At 63.0% G+C, this 18,803-nt stretch carries 10 protein-coding genes; 4 read left to right on the forward strand and 6 right to left on the reverse strand.

Annotated elements, in window-relative coordinates; translation table 11 throughout:
• The first annotated feature begins 22 nt into the window (after positions 1-22).
• Positions 23-5,056: an NAD-glutamate dehydrogenase gene (locus PSO31014_RS20910; RefSeq protein ID WP_150553372.1), complete on the forward strand. Its 5,034-nt coding sequence runs from the start codon at positions 23-25 to the stop codon at positions 5,054-5,056.
• Positions 5,057-5,292: 236 nt separating this feature from the next.
• Positions 5,293-6,513, forward strand: coding sequence for an MFS transporter (locus PSO31014_RS20915; RefSeq protein WP_150553373.1), 1,221 nt, complete (start codon positions 5,293-5,295; stop codon positions 6,511-6,513).
• A 15-nt stretch (positions 6,514-6,528) separates the two neighbouring features.
• On the opposite strand, the gene pdxR is transcribed toward PSO31014_RS20915, so the two are convergent.
• Complete coding sequence (pdxR, locus tag PSO31014_RS20920) at positions 6,529-8,139, reverse strand: MocR-like pyridoxine biosynthesis transcription factor PdxR (RefSeq protein ID WP_246176930.1); 1,611 nt, start codon at positions 8,137-8,139, stop codon at positions 6,529-6,531.
• A gap of 266 nt (positions 8,140-8,405) precedes the next feature.
• Here pdxR and PSO31014_RS20925 point away from each other — a divergent pair, with 266 nt between their 5' ends.
• Positions 8,406-9,140: a GNAT family N-acetyltransferase gene (locus tag PSO31014_RS20925; protein WP_425494896.1), complete on the forward strand. Its 735-nt coding sequence runs from the start codon at positions 8,406-8,408 to the stop codon at positions 9,138-9,140.
• A gap of 186 nt (positions 9,141-9,326) precedes the next feature.
• Here the strand turns inward: PSO31014_RS20925 and PSO31014_RS20930 are convergent, their stop codons facing one another.
• The 3 genes from PSO31014_RS20930 to PSO31014_RS20940 form a co-directional block, all read right to left on the reverse strand.
• Positions 9,327-10,619, reverse strand: a complete 1,293-nt coding sequence (locus tag PSO31014_RS20930) for an NCS2 family permease (RefSeq protein WP_150553374.1) — start codon at positions 10,617-10,619, stop codon at positions 9,327-9,329.
• 91 nt (positions 10,620-10,710) lie between these two features.
• The gene (locus tag PSO31014_RS20935; protein ID WP_150553375.1) at positions 10,711-11,751 is read right to left on the reverse strand and encodes a porin; all 1,041 of its coding nucleotides are present in this window, start codon (positions 11,749-11,751) and stop codon (positions 10,711-10,713) included.
• A 1,116-nt stretch (positions 11,752-12,867) separates the two neighbouring features.
• Positions 12,868-13,707, reverse strand: coding sequence for a metal-dependent hydrolase (locus tag PSO31014_RS20940; protein WP_150553376.1), 840 nt, complete (start codon positions 13,705-13,707; stop codon positions 12,868-12,870).
• A gap of 157 nt (positions 13,708-13,864) precedes the next feature.
• On the opposite strand from PSO31014_RS20940, the gene PSO31014_RS20945 reads away from it, so the two are divergent.
• A complete protein-coding gene (locus PSO31014_RS20945; RefSeq protein WP_246176932.1) occupies positions 13,865-14,515 on the forward strand; it encodes a TetR/AcrR family transcriptional regulator in 651 nt (216 codons plus the stop codon).
• A 100-nt stretch (positions 14,516-14,615) separates the two neighbouring features.
• Here the strand turns inward: PSO31014_RS20945 and PSO31014_RS20950 are convergent, their stop codons facing one another.
• A complete protein-coding gene (locus PSO31014_RS20950; RefSeq protein ID WP_150553377.1) occupies positions 14,616-16,856 on the reverse strand; it encodes an NADP-dependent isocitrate dehydrogenase in 2,241 nt (746 codons plus the stop codon).
• 735 nt (positions 16,857-17,591) lie between these two features.
• Complete coding sequence (locus PSO31014_RS20955) at positions 17,592-18,710, reverse strand: hypothetical protein (RefSeq protein WP_150553378.1); 1,119 nt, start codon at positions 18,708-18,710, stop codon at positions 17,592-17,594.
• Between the last annotated feature and the right edge of the window lie 93 nt (positions 18,711-18,803).

Below are 18,803 nucleotides of genomic sequence, written 5' to 3' on the forward strand. Positions count from 1 at the left end.
TCCATTCCCGCAGAGGTCGTCCATGCCCGTGAATCCGGAAGAGAAAGTCCGTCAGCACATGACGGAAGTCGTCGCGATGGCCCGTGAGCGTGCGCCCGACGTGGTTGGGCTGTTCGAGCCCTTCGTGCGGCATTACTACGGTCTGGCCGATGCCGAGGATGTCGTCTCGCGCAGTGTCGACGACCTGTATGGCGCGGCGATGGCACATTGGCAACTCGGCCAGAAGTTCGTCAGCGGCGAGCCACGCATTCGCATCTACAACCCCACGCTCGATCAGCACGGCTGGCATTGCAGCCATACGGTCGTCGAGATCGTCAACGACGACATGCCGTTTCTCGTCGACTCGGTGACGATGGAGATCAACCGGCAGGGGCTTGCACTGCACTCCGCGTTTCACCCGGTCTACCGCATCATGCGCGACGGCGCGGGCAAGCGCCTCGCCGTGTCGCCGGGCGGCGGCCTTGGGCAGCCGGTGTCCGCCGGCGAGCGAGTGACGGGCGATAACGGCGACAGCGGCACTAACGGCGGCGACTTCGGGGCGCTGCTGGCGTCGGGCGCGTCGGCGCAACGTGGTGGCGATGCGAGCGCCGACGGCGGACGTTTCGAATCGTATATCCACATCGAAGTCGACCGTTTTTCCGAAGCGGATCGCCTACAGGCATTGGCTGACGGTCTGCAACGCGTGCTTGGCGACGTGCGCGCAGCGGTCGAGGACTGGCGAGCGATGCAGGCGGCCGCGCATGCGGCGATCGAGTCCCTTCGGCTGCGGGCAGAGCAAACGAGCGTGAGCCCGCAGGAGCGCGCGGAGATTGACGAAGCGCAGGCGTTTCTCGACTGGATGCTTGCCCGTCACTTCACGTTCCTTGGTTATCGCGATTACGCGCTGGTCGTGCGCGACGGCGAGCACTACCTGCAAGGTGTGGTGGGCACGGGGCTTGGCGTATTGCGCGAGGCCCGCCGCGATGCCAGCACCCCCGACGAAACGCGGCTGTCGCCCGGCGCCATCGGTGTGGCCCAGACGCGTACACCGATCTTCTTGACGAAGGCCAATTCGCGGGCGAGCGTCCATCGTCCCGGCTATCTCGATTACGTGGGCGTCAAATGTTTCGATGCGCAGGGGCGCGTGTGCGGCGAGCGGCGCTTCCTCGGGCTTTACACGTCGAACGTCTACATGGTGCCCGCCGACGAAATTCCGCTCGTGCGACGCAAGGTCGCCGAAGTGATCGGGCGCACCGGCTTCCTGCCGAACGGACATCTGGCCAAGACGCTCGCCACGATCCTCGAACAGTATCCGCGCGACGAACTCTTCCAGATCGACGTCGATCCCCTGGCCAATATTGCGCTGGGCATTCTCCGATTGCAGGAGCGTCAGCGCACGCGGCTGTTCGTGCGGCGCGACCGCTTCGATCGCTTTGTATCGTGCCTCGTCTTCGTGCCGCGCGAGAAATTCAACACCGATCTGCGCGTACGTGTGCAGAACCTGTTGCAGGCGGCGTATCACGGGACCAGTGTTGAATTCACGCCGCAGCTCTCCGAGTCGATGCTCGCGCGCATTCACATCACCGTACGGACCGAGCCGGGCAATGTGCCGGATGTCGACGTCAATGAACTGGAAGCGCGCATCGTCGAGGCGACCCGTCGTTGGCAGGACGATCTGTCCGACGCGCTGCGCGAGCAGTTTGGCGAAGAGCGCGGCACGCGCGCACTTCGGCGGTACGCGCAGGCGTTCCCCGCGGCGTATCGAGAAGACTACGCCGCGCGCATGGCGGTGCGCGACGTCGAATTGATCGAGCCGCTGCTGAGCGTCGGACACTCGGTGTCGGCCGAGGCTTCCGACGCCACGCCGCTGGCCATGCAGCTCTACCGGCCGCTGGAGGCCGCGTCCGGCACGCTTCGCTTCAAGATCTACCAGGCGGGCGAGCCCATCGCGCTCTCGCGCAGCCTGCCGATGCTCGAGCACCTCGGTGTGCGCGTCAACGACGAGCGCCCCTATCGGATCGAGCCGACCGACACCGGCGTTGTCTGGATGCACGACTTCGGCATGACGAGCCTCGACGGCGCGGATGTCGACCTGGAGCACGCCCGTGTGCGCTTCGAGGAGGCGTTCGCGCGCATCTGGGCGGGCGACGTCGAGAACGACGACCTCAACCGGCTGGTCTTGCGCGCCGGGCTGACGTGGCGCGAAGTTCGCATTCTGCGCGCCTACGCGAAGTACATCCGCCAGGTAGGGTCGACCTTCAGCAATGCGTACATCGAGAACGCGCTGACCGGCAATCCGTCGATTTCCGGCATGCTCGTGCGGTTGTTCCTGGCCCGCTTCGATCCGGGGCTGGCGGCGCAGGCTCGCGCGTCGCAGGCGGAGCGGCTACGGGCGCAAATTCATGCGGCGCTCGAAGACGTTCCCAACCTCGACGAGGATCGCATCCTGCGCCAGTTCCTTGGCGTGCTCGAAGCGACCTTGCGCACCAACTACTTCCAGACGGACAAGGACGGCGTGACGCAGAAGCGCTATCTGTCGTTCAAGTTCGATCCGTCGAAGGTGCCGGGGCTGCCCGAGCCGAAGCCGATGTTCGAGATCTGGGTGTATTCGCCGCGCGTGGAGGGCGTGCATTTGCGGGGAGGGCGTGTGGCGCGTGGTGGCTTGCGCTGGTCGGATCGCCGCGAAGACTTCCGTACCGAGGTGCTGGGTCTCGTCAAGGCGCAGATGGTGAAGAACACCGTCATCGTGCCGGTCGGCTCGAAGGGCGGGTTCGTGGTGAAGCAACCGCCATCGCCAGGCGACCGGGATGCCTATCTGGCCGAGGGGGTGGCGTGCTACCAGACATTCCTGCGCGGACTGCTGGATCTGACCGACAACTACATCGACGGCCAACTGGTGCCCCCGTTGCAGACCGTACGTATCGACGGCGACGATCCCTATCTCGTCGTCGCGGCCGACAAGGGGACGGCGACTTTTTCCGATTACGCCAACGCCATCTCGGCGGAATATGGATTCTGGCTCGGCGACGCCTTTGCGTCCGGCGGCTCGGTCGGCTACGACCACAAGAAGATGGCCATCACGGCGCGCGGCGCGTGGGAGTCCGTCAAGCGGCATTTCAGCGAGATGGGCGTCGACACCCAGACGCAGGACTTCACCGTGGTGGGTATCGGCGATATGTCGGGCGATGTCTTCGGCAACGGCATGTTGCTCTCGAAGCACATCCGGCTCGTGGCCGCGTTCGACCATCGGCACATCTTCCTCGACCCCACGCCCGATGCGGCGACGTCGTTTGCCGAGCGCGAGCGCATGTTCCAACTACCGCGGTCCAGTTGGGCCGACTACGACACGCGGCTGATTTCGGCGGGCGGCGGCGTGTTCCCGCGCACGGCCAAAGCCATTGCCCTCTCTGCGCCGGTGAGGGAACTGATCGGCACCGAGGCCACCGAGATGGCGCCGAACGACCTGTTGCGCGCGTTGTTGAAAGCGCCGGTCGATCTGCTCTACAACGGCGGCATCGGCACGTACGTCAAAGCGAGCACCGAGACGCATGCGCAGGTGGGCGATCGTGCCAACGACGGCTTGCGCGTGAATGGCGCGGAACTGCGCTGCAAGGTCGTGGCCGAGGGCGGCAACCTTGGGCTGACGCAACTCGGACGCATCGAGTATGCGCAGCAAGGCGGTCGCATCAATACCGATGCCATCGACAATTCGGCCGGTGTCGATTGTTCCGATCACGAGGTCAACATCAAGATTCTGCTGGGCCTGGTGGTGACCGATGGGGAGATGACACTGAAGCAGCGCAACACGTTGCTCGCGGAGATGACCGAGGAAGTCGGCACCCTTGTACTGCGCGACAACTATTTGCAGACGCAGGCGCTCTCACTGGGCCGCTTGCGAGCGGTGGCGTCGCTCGACGACGAGACGCGCTTCATGCGGTACCTTGAGCGGGCACAGCGGCTCTCTCGCGCCATCGAGTTCCTGCCCGACGACGAAACGCTAGAAGCGCGGCGTGCGTCCGGTGCGGGGCTGACCTCCCCGGAGCGGGCAGTCCTCATGGCCTACAGCAAGATGTGGCTCTACGACCTGCTGCTGGCAAGCGATCTGCCCGACGCCGATTTTGTTGCCGACGAACTGCCGTCGTACTTTCCCAAGCCGCTGACGAGCCGATGCGGCCCGGCGATGTTGCGTCATCCGCTCAAGCGGGAAATTCTCGCGACGATGCAGGCCAATGCGCTCGTCAACCGGGCGGGGGTGACGTTCGTGCATCGACTCAGCGAGGAAACCGGCGCTGAGCCGGCCGATGTCGTGCGGGCCAGTCTGGCGGCACGCGGGGCCTACGACCTCGACACCTTGTGGGGCGAGATCGATGCCCTTGACGCGCGCGTCTCGCACGAAACGCAGGCGTCGCTCTTTGCCGCGATTGCGCAGTGGCACGAACACGCCACCCTATGGTTCTTGCGGCGGCGTGTGGCCGACGTGCCACAGACCGTCGAGCGCCTGCGCGGTGTGCTCACGCCCCTCCTGCCGACACTCGACACCCTGGTCAGTGGCGCGGCCGCCGACGATGCGCGCGCCAGATGCCAGACCATGATCGATGCAGGCGTGCCGCCGTTGCTTGCGCAAACGGCGGCGGGCGTCGGCGCGCGGGTGGCATTGCTCGACATTGCCGAAGTGGCGAGCACCAGCGGGTGCGAACAGTCGCTGGCCGCGCAGGTGTATTTCGCCCTCGACGCGCCACTTGGCTACGGCTGGCTCCAGGCGGGGGTGTTCGGCCTGCCGATGCAGACGCACTGGCAGCGCCTCGCGCGGGCCACCTTGCTGGAAGAATTGTCGGTATTGCGCCGTCGACTGACGGCGAGCGTGCTGGCGAGCGGCGAGGGGGTGCGCGAACCGGGTAATGCCGGCGAGCCTGCCGACCCAAGCCCGGCGGGCAAGCGCGTCGCCCACTGGGAGACGTTGCATGCAGACGCACTCGCGCGCTACCACCGTGTGCTGGCCGATCAGGTGGCGGCGGGTAACGCCGACCTTGCCATGTTGTCGGTGAGCCTGAAAGCGTTGGCGGAAGTGGACCGCTGAGCCGAACAGGACGGCCGCCCGCGGGCGTCGTGGGGGCCGTCCGCGCCGCGGCTGGCGGATACGCGACGGGCTGTCGTCGGAACTCATCGCGGGATCATTTTTAAGCGTTTACACAAAAGACGTGAAACCGCGTATGATCCGGGAAAACCCTAGGATTGAGTTGCCCCGCGTGCATGCTTGCCCGTCGCGCGGGGTGGCGCGTCCTGGGGTTTCGGCGATTCCTGAACTCCTGCGCAATGCCCAACGACACCCGCCCCGCGAACCCACCGTTCGCCACGACGTTGCAGATCGTCTCCACCGTGTTCTTCACGTTCCTCTGCTATCTGACGATCGGTTTGCCGCTCGCGGTGTTGCCGTCGTTCGTCCACATCGATCTCGCTTACAGCTCGGTCATAGCCGGGTTGGCCATCAGCGTTCAGTACCTTGCGACGCTGCTCTCGCGCCCTTACGCCGGGCGGACTGCCGACGCCTGGGGCCCGAAACGCACCGTATTGTGTGGACTGGTGGCTTGCGGCGCCTCCGGGTTGCTCGTGGCCTTGGGCGGCGTGTTTTCCGGCGTGCCGTGGCTGGCGCTCCTCACACTGATTCTTGGACGTCTCGTGCTTGGCTTCGGTGAGAGCTGGGTATCGACGGGCGCGATCATGTGGGGCATTGGCCAGGTGGGTCCGTCGCACACCGCACGCGTCATCTCGTGGAACGGCGTGGCGACCTACGGCGCGCTTGCGCTGGGCGCCCCGCTTGGCGTTGCGCTCGACAATGCGTATGGCATCCAAATGCTTGGCGCGGCGATTGTGCTGGCGGGCGTTGCTGGCCTGCTGCTTGCGCGCATGAAGCGTGCGACGCCCGTCATCCATGGAGAACGTCTTGCATTCCGCGCCGTACTCGGCCGCGTGTTGCCGTTCGGCATGGGGCTTGCGCTGGGCTCCATCGGGTTTGGTGCCATCTCCACGTTCATCACGCTTTACTACGCGAGCCATCACTGGGACAACGCGGCGCTGGCGTTGACCGCGTTCGGCGTGTGCTTCATGGGCGTACGACTGCTCTTCGGCAGCAGTATCGGACGCTTCGGCGGTTACCGTGTGGCCATGATGTCATTCACGCTCGAGGCATTCGGCCTGATCGTGCTCGGGATCGCGCCCACGGGATTTACGGCGTTGCTGGGCGCGGCGCTGTCGGGCGCGGGGTTCTCGCTCGTGTTCCCGTCGTTGGGCGTGGCCGCTGTCAATCTGGTTCCGGCACAGAACCGTGGTGCGGCACTGGGGGCGTACTCCGTATTCCTCGATGTTGCGCTTGGCGTCACCGGACCGGTGGCGGGCCTGATCGTCGGGGCTTACGGCTATGCCGAGGTCTACCTGTGTGCATCCGTGGCTGCGGTGGCGGCCGTCTTGCTCACGCTATGGATGGCGCGAGCCGAGCAGGCGCGCGACGCCGACAAGAAAGCCGTGCAGACGGCGTAATCGCTGGCGGCGGGGTCAGTCGGCCGCCACCGTCTCCAACGTCTCTCGCTGCTGCGCCGCGACGATCGCGGCGAGCCGCTGGATCAGGCTGGGGATGCGTGCCGCGTCCGTATCGCCGTAGCCGATCACCAGACCGTTATCCGTCGGTTGTGGATCGAGTGCAAAGCTCGACAGGGCGCGGGGGCCGATGCCTTCGCGCTGTGCGGCGGCCACGATCGCCTTGTCCGGGAATGCGGGATCGAGCCGCACCGTCAGGTGCAGGCCGCAGCGCTCGCCAATCACCGCATACGCCGGGTCGAAGTGGGTGGCCAGCGCGTTGCGCAATGCCGTCTGACGTTCCCGATACAGCCGTCGCATGCGACCCAGATGCCGTGCAAACTGGCCGCTGCGGATGAATTCCGCCAGGGCCAGTTGTTCGAAGCGGTGACCGCCGCGCAAGAGTTCGTCGAGGGCGTCGCGGGCTTGCGTGGCGAGCGCGGTCGGCAGAATCAGAAAGCCGAGGCGCAGCGCGGGAAACATCGTCTTGCTGAACGTCCCCACATAGACAACGGGGGCGTTGGGCACCATTCCCTGCATCGCGGCGATCGGTTCGCCTTGATGGCGAAACTCGCTGTCGTAATCATCTTCCAGAATCCAGGCGCCGTGGCGCCGCGCCTGCGCGATCAGATCGAGGCGGCGCGAGGCCGACAGCACACTGCCGAGCGGATACTGATGCGACGGCGTGACATACACCAGTCGTGGCGGCGAGCGTTCCCACTGTCCTTCCGGAATCACGATCCCCTCATCGTCGACGCGCAGTGCGTGAAGGCGAACATCGGCCGAATGGAAAGCGGCCTTCGCGCCGCGATAGCCTGGGTCTTCCATCCACACCGTATCGCCGGGATCCGTGAGCAGCCGGACGCAGAGAATCAGCGCCTCGTGGGCGCCTTCCGTGATCACGACTTGAGACGCATCGCAACGCACACCGCGCGAGATCCGCAAGTGTGCGGCAATGGCGTCTCGCAGCGCGGGTTCGCCGAGGGGATCGCCGTAGTGATAGTGGCGGGGTTGGGCTTCACGCATGACGCGTTCGAGCGTGCGTCGCCAGGTACTGGTGGGAAAGCGGGTGAGTGCGGGAACTCCGGGCGTAAACGGCAGGGGCGTCTCGTCGGCGCGGGCGGCGTGTCGCGTCGCGGGCAAGCGTTGGATGCGGCGTGAGGGGCGTGGTGTTGGGGGATCGTCGGGGGCGTTGGGGGGCGTCGTCACTGGGTCTTTCGCTTTCGGCGACTTCGCGCTGGCGGTACGTGCGGCTTTGGCGGCGAAGAGTGGATCGAGAGGGAGTTGGGCTACGCGGGTGCCGAGCCGGTGGGGCACGATAAAGCCTTCGGCGGCCAGTTGGTCGTAGACGATCGAGACCGTGTTGCGTGAAATGGCGAGATCTTCGGCGAGCGTGCGCGAGGCGGGCAGACGGGCGCCGGCGGGTAGACGGCCTTCGAGAATGGCGTGTTTGAGGCGGGAGAGGAGTTGTTTCTGAAGCGAGGTGCCAGCGCGCCCGAGTCCGGTCGTCAGGGGGCTGTCGAACAGTGCGGCGACGTTTTCCGGGGCAGGATCGAGAGTGCCGGAACGGGATTTCGGGAAGGCGGACATGGCAAGAGAAGGTGGGAAGGGAAAACGGGGAAGCGGTGTTCAGGGATGACCGAGGGCGTGTGAGGCCGGACCGGCGCCCCGTCCCGCTGCGAGTTGGGTCACTGTCTGAGTGGCGGGGCGGGGCGCCGGTCTGGCTTGCCGAGCGGTGGAGTGAGCATGTGGCACCATGAGATTATCAAAGAGTGGTGCTTTTCATCGTACCACCGAAGCGATACTTTAGACGTCATGACTTGCGTGTTGCGCCAACTTCCGGAGATGAGCGAGAGATGAGCGAGATGACTGACGCCCCGAATTTCAACGAATACGACCAGCCTATCGGTGCAGCGCTGCCGGACTGGAAGTCGAGAGCGCAGCCGCCGCGTGCGCCGATCGATGGGCGATACTGCCGGATCGAGCCGATCGACGTGGAGCGTCATGCGAAGGACCTGTACGACGCGTACGCCAGTGCCGCAGACGGTCGCGACTGGACATACATGAGTGGGGGGCCGTTTCCGGATTTCGACAGCTACTACGCGTATGCGACCAGGATGGCGGCGTCCAGCGACCCGTTGCATTACGCGGTCATCGATCGGGAGACGGGGCGGGCGGTGGGGACGTTGGCGCTCATGCGCATCGACGCGGCGAACGGAGTGATTGAAGTCGGGCACGTGGCGTACTCGCCGTTGCTCAAGCGCACGCGTGCTGGCACGGAGGCGCAATACTTGCTGATGCGTCGGGCGTTCGACGAGTTGGGGTATCGCCGATACGAGTGGAAATGCGACGCGCTCAATGCCCCGTCGCGGCGGGCGGCGGCACGTTACGGGTTCACGTTCGAGGGCATATTCCGTCAGGCGATCGTCTACCGGGGTCGTAGTCGCGACACGGCGTGGTTCTCGATCACGGATGGCGAATGGCCGGCCATCAGCCGGGGGTTCGAACAATGGCTTTCGGCGGAGAACTTCGACGCGCAGGGCCGCCAACGCACGGGGCTTGCCGAATTGATATCGGCGGCGAGGGCGTGAGCGGCGGGTGAGGTTGGTCGCGCGAGGCGGGCGATAGCGGGAGCCGCGCGAACGCCGGCAACTGCGACAACTGCCGCGGCGGTGGCGACAGCGGTGACCGTCCCCCTTCATTCATTGGCATTCAAAAGCAAACGGCCCGCCGGGGATGCTCCGGCGGGCCGTCACGCTATCGGGACATCGTCTCGATCAGCTCGGGAAGAACGCGTACTTCAGCACGAAGAGCACGGCGATCACCCAGGCGGCCGGGTGGACATCCTTCGCGCGGCCCGTGAAGAGCTTGAGCACGGCGTACGAGATGAAGCCGAAAGCCAGACCGGTGGCGATCGAATACGTGAACGGCATGGCGAGGGCGGTCAGGGCGGCCGGGGTGGCTTCCGTGATGTCGTCCCACTCCACGTCGAGCAGCTCGCGCAGCATCAACCCGGCCACGTAGAGCAAAGCCGGTGCGGCCGCGTAGGCGGGCACCGAACCGGCCAGCGGCGCGATGAACAGGGCGAGGATGAAGAGCGCGGCAATCGTGAGTGCGGTGAGGCCGGTGCGTCCGCCCGCCTGCACACCCGAGGCGCTTTCCACGTAGGCCGTCGTGCTGCTCGTGCCCAACAGCGAACCGAAGAAAATCGCAATCGAATCGGCGAAGAGCGCGCGGCCGAGGCCTTTGTAATGCGTGCCTTCCAGCAGGCCGGCCCGCTTTGCCACGCCCATCAGCGTGCCCGTTGCGTCAAACACTTCCACCAGCACGAAGGCCAGAATGACGTGAATGAAGCCTGCATGCAGCGCGCCCGGGATGTCGAGTTTGAGGAACGTCGGGGCGAGGCTCGGCGGCATGGCGAATACGCCCTGGAACTGATTCAGTCCCAACACCATCGAGAGCACCGTCACGGCCAGAATGCCGATCAGGATCGCGCCGCGAACGCGCAGGGCGTCGAGCACGGCAATCAGAAAGAAGCCGAAAATCGCGAGCAGGGCTTGCGGGGCGTGGAGATCGCCCAGGCCGATCTTCGTTGCCGGATTGGCGACGACCACGCCGGCGTTACCGAGCGCGATGATGGCGAGGAACAGACCGATACCGGCGGCGATGGCGCATCGCAACGATTTGGGTACCCCGGCAATCAGCCAGGAGCGTATGCCCGTCACCGTCAGGATGATGAACAAGCAGCCTGAGATAAACACCGCCCCCAGGGCCTGCTGCCACGTGTAGCCCATCGCGCCCACGACCGTAAAGGCGAAGAAGGCGTTCAGCCCCATGCCCGGTGCCATGCCGATCGGGTAGTTGGCGATGAAGGCCATCACCACCGAGCCGATCGCGGCTGCGAGGCAGGTCGCCACGAACACGGCGCTCTTGTCCATGCCCGTCGTGCCGAGAATATTGGGGTTGACGAAGATGATGTACGACATGGTCAGGAAGGTCGTGAGACCCGCCACCATTTCGGTGCGTACATTGGAGCCATGCTCCTGGAGTTTGAAGAATTTGGTCAGCAACGTGCTCTCCTTGTGCCTTTGTTATGCCGTTGTCCGTGTGCAGCGGGGGCGCGCGCATTGTACTTTGCGCGGGTCCGTGCAGCGGAGTTTCTCAGAACTTGGTTCGCATGCCCAGCCCAAAAGTATTCCCGGCCTCCAGCCCGGATACCTTGTCGTTCAGGTAGGCCACGTATAGATCGGTGCGCTTCGAGACGTTGTAGTCATAACCGACGGCCCAGGTATTTCGGCTGACGTCGTTCTGGCCAGAATTCTTCGTATAGGCGTACGACGCGATCACGCTGCCTGCGCCGAGCGGCACCGACACCCCGAACTGAGCCCCGTTCGACGTCAGGTTGCCCCCGGTGATCGTGTTCTTGATGTACTGATATTGCCCGTAGAGTTTGACCACGTGAAAATCGTAGGTCAGGCCAGCCTGGAGCGCTTGCTGATTGCGAAAGCCGGTGATGCCGGCCTGATCGTTGGGCGTCGAATCGAACTTCACTTGCTGATACGCGAGCGTGGCGGCGAGCGGGCCGTGAAAATACATCGCGGCGGCGCTCCACTTGTTCTGCCCGGTCTCGCCGGCTTTGTTGCCGAAGGCATACGACACGCTGGCCCCGAGCCCCTTGTAATCCGGCGTGGCGTACATCACGGCGTTGTTCCATCCCGAATCACCGACGATGCCTTGACCGGCGAGGCCGAGGAACGTGTGATAGACCATCGGGCTGAACGTATACGAGTCGACGAAGGGATTGAACAGAATCGTCGAGACGAAATACGACGTGGTAAGTCGGCCCATCGTGACCGTACCGAGCGTATTCGACTGCAGGCCGACGTAGGCATTCCGGGAGAAGAAGCTGTCGCCGGTGAAGCGTCCGTAATGTCCGGTTTGCGGCAGGAAGAAGTCCTCCAGCGCAAAGATCGCCTTGAGGCCGTCGCCGAGATCTTCCGTGCCCTTCATCCCCCAATACGACGTGGACATCCCGCCGCCGGCCTGCGTCCAGGCGCGTTCGCCGCCGGGCGTTTTGACCGCTCCGGCCCAGGCGTCGACCTGACCGTAAAGCGATACGTTCGATTGCGCGTGGGCGACGCCCGCGGCTCCGCAAACCGCGAGGGCGAGCGCGCCCCGCAGCCAACCTGCTGCCTTGCTCATGACTGTGTCTCCGTCTCGTTTTAATTTATGCGTGCCTCTGAACTTCGCTTCTCACCGAAGGGTGCAAGGGGGCACGCCTGAGTCATTGACACACTGACTTCACGTTGCGCAGGTATCGGTGCTGCTTTGAGGTGTGATTATTATTATCAAGATGCCGCTTGTGGCATATCACTCGGCGTTGATACTCGGTATTCCGTTGTTGGGGTGACGCTTGACCCTCGCACCCCGCTGCGGTCGGCCGCCGGGCCGGTACCCGTTTTCGTCGCTCCACGAAATTCGCTTTGGAAAACGGGTACCGGCCCGACGGCGCGAAACACGCCAACCCATCGTCGCAACCTCCCCATCCACCCACCCCGCCACCATCGCCACCCCCACCGTCACGACGACACCGCCGCTTCATGCGCCCAGGCTCTCGCCGACCGTCCCCACGTGCTGCGCATCTGCTGGTGACGGTCGGCGAGACCCTCGACATTCCATCAGTCCCTCGCCTCGCCCAGTCCACAACGGCCGTGGCTACCGACAACGCTGCAACACCATGCGTCCAACCAGCCCACGCAACAATTCGCGACGACATCGCAATACCCGGTGCGATCAAGTGTTTCGGTGTGGGCCTAATCAGGGAGAGAAACAGCGCGCGGCGACGACATCACGGTACCTGGCGTGGCCAGGTGTTTCAGAGTGAGCCTACTCAGGGCGAGAAAAAACTCACGACGAAGACATCACGATGCGGGCGTGGCGAAGTGCTCCGGATGCGTCCAGACGGAGCGTGAAACATTTCGCGATGAAATCACGAAACCGGGCATAGGGAAGTGCTTGGGGGATGTCGAGGCTCTCGACGATCGTCACCAGCAGATGCGCAGCACGTGGGGACGGTCGGCGAGAGCCTGGGCGCATGAGAAGACGGTGTCATCGTGACGACGAGGTGGGGGAGTGCGGTGAGGTGGGAAGTGGGGAAGGGGGCGACGATGTGTAGGCGCGTTTCGAGCTGTCGGGCCGGTGCCCGTTTTCCAAAGCGAATTTCGTGGAGCGACGAAAACGGGCACCGGCCCGGCGGCCGACTGCAGAGGGATGCGAGGGTCAAGCGCCAAGCAGCACGACCAAAGCATCGAGCAAAAATCAGCGAACCGCCCGCCAGTTGGCCTGATGCGCCGCCAGCCACTTTTCGGCGAGCGACGGATCGCCGTGACGGTTCGGATGAAACGAGGGCGCGAGGTACTTGAGCATTGGCCCGGTGCTGCGCCAGACGACACCATCGCGCCCGAAGAACATCGTGGCGAAACCCCACCACGTGCGGGGCTTGAAGAGGGTGCCGTCATGCCAGAGGTTATTGATCGTCTGCGCGTGGCTCTCAACTGCGAACATGAACAGCACGTAGAGATACGTGAGAACGCGTTGCCGTTCGCTGCCGCCGAGTGCGCGATAGAGATCGAACGCCACAGCCTTGTGCTCCGTTTCCTCGGCCGCGTGCCAGCGCCACATCAGGCGCATCTTCGGTTCGGCCTTGGCGAGCCAACGGTCGTAACGAAGGGCCCCGTCGCCGAATACCGCCGTGCAGTGCTCGTAGGCGGCCGTCACGGCCAGCATGTACATCGGCGAGAGCTTGCGGCGGCGCGCCCACTGAATGCGTGTTGTCGCCCAGTTCTCCCAGTGATTGATCAGTCCCTGCTTCGCCAATTGTGCGTTGTACTGACCATGCAGGTGCCGATGCGTCGCTTCCTGTCCGATGAACTGGGCGATGTCTGCCCGAAGTGTGTCGTAGCTCGCATCGGCGGGCAGGCGGTCCATCGTGTCGCGCACCGAGTCGATGAACGATTGCTCGCCGACCGGGAAGCTCATCGACAGCGCGTTGTAATACATGGTGCGGTAGGCATCGCCGCTGTGCCAATGACGCGCGAAGCCATCGGCCAGATCCACAGTCAGTTTGCGTACGGTCAGGGCAGAAAGGTCGTGGCTCATGGTGTCTTGCCTCTGCGGCGATGTTGAGGGATTCGCGGCACCGAGTTGGCGCGGCAGGCGCGGTCCGTTGCCGTCTCTTGAGTTTTGCGGCGAATGTGAGCATTATTCATTTTTCAGGCGCTTTGCCGCAACTCGCTTCCCGCTCAGGTTTTTCAATATGGTCACAGCCAAGCCGCCCGCGACCCAGAACGCCCCGTCCGCCATGCGAAAGCGGCCGATGCAGGCACGGGCGCAACACACCGTCGAGACCATTTTCGAGGCCACTGCTCAGGTTCTCGACGAAGAAGGCGAGGCGGCGCTCACAACCAATCGCATTGCTCGCAAGGCCGGCTTCTCCATCGGTACCCTGTACCAATACTTCCCGACCAAGGAGGCGATTCTGCTCGCGATGATCGCGCGCGAACGGCGCCGCGTGATGGACGAACTCAACGAGCGCATCGCCCGTGCGGCGGACGAGGGTGCCGACCCGGAACGCGTGATTCGCGAGCGGTTGCGGGTGCTCATCGAAGCCTTCGGCGCAGGCGGGCGCGTGAAACGCTCGCTCATCAAGATGGCGTGGCAACTCGATCACCACGAGAACATCATGCAAGCCATGCGCGAGGCGGCCGAACATATCGCCGTCGCCATGTCGCGGCGCGACGCGCCCGAAATGCGTCCACCCACCGCCGCCACCGTCTTCGTGCTCACGCGGGCCGTCATGGGCACGCTGCGCTCGGCGGCGCTGGAAGATTCTCCCTTGCTTGGCACTCCAGAGTTCGAGGACGAGCTTTATCGGCTGTGCTGGGGGCTATTGCGCGCCGAGGGCTAAGGCAACAAAAAAGCTGGCGGATGCCAGCTTCTTTGTGTGTACTGCCGGGCGATCCTTGCAGACCGCCCGTCGTTCGACCTACGTCGTCGTTATATCGTCATTACGCCTTTGCGATGCTTTCCAGCGCGGCGTTGAACGTCTTGCTCGGACGCATGACCTGCTCGAGCTTCTCGAAGTCCGGCTTGTAGTAGCCGCCGATGTCCGTCGGCTTGCCCTGAACGTCGGCGAGTTCACCCACGATGGCCTTCTCGTTCTCGGTCAGTTGCTTGGCGAGCGGTGCGAAGTGCTTGGCCAGATCGGCGTCGTCCTTCTGCGCGGCCAATTCCTGTGCCCAGTACATCGCCAGATAGAACTGACTGCCGCGGTTGTCCAACTGACCGGTCTTCGGCGACGGCCCCTTGTTGTTGTCGAGCAGGGTACCCGTGGCCGCGTCGAGCGTCTTGGCAAGAATCTTGGCGCGCGGGTTGCCCGTCTTGATGCCCAGGTCTTCCAGCGAGACTGCCAGTGCCAGGAATTCACCCAGCGAGTCCCAGCGCAAGTGGTTCTCTTCCACCAGTTGCTTGACGTGCTTCGGTGCCGAGCCGCCGGCACCCGTTTCGTACATGCCGCCACCGGCCATCAGCGGCACGATCGACAGCATTTTGGCGCTGGTGCCCAGTTCCATGATCGGGAACAGGTCGGTCAGGTAGTCGCGCAGAATGTTGCCGGTCACCGAGATGGTGTCCAGACCGCGAATCACGCGTTCGAGCGTGTAACGCATGGCGCGCACTTGCGACATGATCTGAATGTCGAGACCGTTGGTGTCGTAATCCTTCAGGTACGTTTCGACCTTCTTGATCAGCTCGGCTTCGTGCGGACGGTACGGGTCGAGCCAGAACACGGCCGGCATGCCCGAGTTGCGCACGCGGTTCACGGCAAGCTTCACCCAGTCACGGATCGGCGCGTCCTTGACCTGGCACATACGCCAGATGTCGCCGGCTTCCACGTTCTGCGAAAGCAGCACTTCGCCCGTGGCGATGTCGACGATGTTGGCCACGCCGTCTTCGGCGATTTCGAAGGTCTTGTCGTGCGAGCCGTACTCTTCCGCTTTCTGAGCCATCAGGCCGACGTTCGGCACCGTACCCATGGTGGTGGGGTCGAAGTTGCCGTTGGTCTTGCAGAAGTTGATGATTTCCTGATAGATGCGCGCGAACGTGCTCTCCGGGATCACGGCCTTCGTGTCCTTCGGACGGCCGTCGGCGCCCCACATCTTGCCGCCGATGCGGATCATGGCCGGCATCGAGGCGTCGACGATCACGTCGTTCGGCGCGTGCAGATTCGAAATACCCTTGGCGGAGTCGACCATCGCCAGTTCCGGACGATGTTCGTGGCAGGCATGCAGGTCGCGGATGATCTCTTCACGCTGCGTGCTCGGCAGCGATTCGATCTTCTCGTACAGATTCACGAGACCGTTGTTGACGTTCACGCCCAGTTCGTCGAACAGCTTGCCGTGCTTCTCGAAAGCTTCCTTGTAGAAGATCTTCACGGCGTGGCCGAACACGATCGGGTGCGAGACCTTCATCATGGTGGCCTTCACGTGCAGCGAGAGCATCACGCCGGTCTTGCGCGCGTCTTCCATCTGCTCTTCATAGAACTCGCACAGCGCCTTCTTGCTCATGAACATGCTGTCGATGATTTCGCCGTCGAGCAGCGCGACCTTCGGCTTGAGCACGATCGTCTTGCCGCTCGTGGTGACGAGTTCCATCTTGACATCACGAGCGCGGTCGAGCGTCATCGACTTTTCGCCGTGGTAGAAGTCGCCATGCTTCATGTGGGCCACGTGGGTGCGCGATGCCATGCTCCACTCGCCCATGCTGTGCGGGTGCTTCTTGGCGTAGTTCTTGACGGCGAGCGGGGCGCGACGATCCGAGTTGCCTTCGCGCAGCACCGGGTTCACGGCCGAGCCGAGGCACTTCGAGTAACGCTTCTGGATGGCCTTCTCTTCGTCGGACTTCGGGTCTTCCGGAAAGTCCGGCACCTTGTAGCCCTTCGATTGCAGTTCCTTGATCGCGCTCTGGAGCTGGAACACCGACGCGCTGATGTTCGGCAGCTTGATGATGTTCGTATCCGGGTCTTGCGTCAGACGACCCAGCTCGGCGAGGTTGTCCGGCACGCGCTGCGCTTCCGTCAGGAACTCGGGGAATTCTCCGAGGATACGAGCCGCGACCGAGATGTCGCTCGTCTCGACCGACACGCCAGCCGGTGCCGTGAACGTACGAATGATCGGGAGGAAAGCGCTGGTGGCCAGAAGCGGTGCTTCGTCGGTCAGGGTGTAGATGATGCTGGGTTGCTGCGTACTCATCGCTGGTCTCGGATTCAAGAAGCAGGGAACGGTGGGGGAGCGCTGCCGACTGGGGTAACAGTCAGCTAGCCATGACGAATTTTTCCGATTGTGACACGGGTCGGGGGCAAAACTGAAATGCCTTTTCGTAATGTGAATGCTTGAGTCTTATATAAGACTGGCACTGAAGCGCCCATGAATTCGTGGAAAACCCCGTAGGATGGGGCGCTGCTCACCGAAGCCAGGGGCATGAAGCGAGCGGAAAAGCGATCAATTCAGATTGTTTTTTATTTTCAATAGATAGAATCTATCGAAAATGAGTGCGGCATGGACTCGGTAGCGCGAGATTTCGTGAGGCGTGCGTGCCGGTTATCCGCATTTCCCCGAGAGGCCGAGACAGAGGGCCTCAGCCTTTCGTGGCTGGAGACATGTGCATGCGGCATGTCCATGCACTACGCGTGTCCAAGTCTGAAATATGCGGGGGGAAGGGCGGACGCGGTTGCAAGTAGAGAGATGTGGGCGCTTTGTCGTCAATAGCATGACAGTCACGCGCCGGGCATTGCGTATTGGCGTATTCGATTCGGACGCCCAATGCAAAAAGGGCCGACGCATCGTCGGCCCTTCGAATCTGGTGGTGGTACAACGACCGTGGTTGATAAAAATATCCTTGTAAATCAATGTCGATTTTTGATTGTGGACATTTTATACCCTCATGCGTACCCCGTTACCGCGAAAGGTACATGCTCGTTGCCGAAGTTACCCTACTCGCCTCCTCTTGCGTAGCTCGCCCAACCGCGGGTCTGTCTCGACCTCGGGTAGTCCATCCAACCATTCAATCAGGTCGCTTGTCTTATCTGGCCAGAACTGAGGATTGTCGTCCAATATGGTCCAGAGAAGATCCAGTGAGGCTGCGGGATTCTGCTTAACGACGGCTTCATCGATTCCGATCATTGCCATTGCAGCTTGATGCCCATTCACCCGTGTGAGCCTCGGAATTGTGAGCGCCACGATCTCAGGAAAGTGGGAAGGTACTTCGAATGCAAGTTCTGCGAGGCGTCCGGATATGAGGCGCGAACGCACGGCCAGTTGTTTGGGCCATACGTTCTGAAGGAAATCTAAATAGCGCTGCGCTAGCGGGCGTTCCGGACCATTCATCCACAACTTGAAGTGACGAAGTACGTCGAGGCGCAAATTCTCCGACGAGTGAATGAGTGCTTCGCGGAATTCCGTACTCGTGATTGCGCTCGGTTCTGGAGAGGTCTTTAGCGGTTCTAACCAACCTAGAAGCAGCATGCCTCCTAGTTGCGCAGCATGTTCGCTGCGGAGATTTGGCTGTCTCGAGAGGCGTAGCAGGGATTCTTTCATCAACAAATAGAGCGCTTCCTGCGGCTGGCGAGCTCCCCAAAAGAAGCCTGACCAGAAGGCATCTGCGTCGTCGTCGACCTCGCGTGAAATCGGCAAGATCTTCGCGCAAGTCCAATCGGGAGCAACGTGGAATAGCCAGGTAAGCTGCCGCCCGAAAATAACCAAGCAATAGCGCCGGTGATCACCCGGTAACGCTAACAATTGTTCGAGCCGCGTCAAGACTTCGGGTACCCCGACCTGTGGGTCGCGGAACAATGCTTGAGCTAGTACGCCCGCCGGGCGGTTGATGCTCTCATCTGCCCATCTACGTCTTGTGCTAGGGGCATAATTTTCTGAGGTGTATTCATGCAGCGAAGCAGTTAGCGCTGCCCACAGACGGTAGAAGGTCGAAGGACTCTCTGACGCAAGTGCTCGGCTGTGCGCCAAGATCCAATCTGCGGACTGATTTAATATTTGGCATAACTCGGCGGTGGATAGCTTGAGCAATCGCTGTGCAATCGAGTAGCGCATGCGTGAGGACTCACTGGGCGGTCTCAAGAGTCAAGTGCAACGTTGAGCTAACCCAGCGGTTTCCAATTCCTTGGCCATTGCTTCCTCGGGGGT

This window comes from Pandoraea soli (genome assembly GCF_902459595.1).
In the GTDB taxonomy this organism is placed as follows: domain Bacteria; phylum Pseudomonadota; class Gammaproteobacteria; order Burkholderiales; family Burkholderiaceae; genus Pandoraea; species Pandoraea cepalis.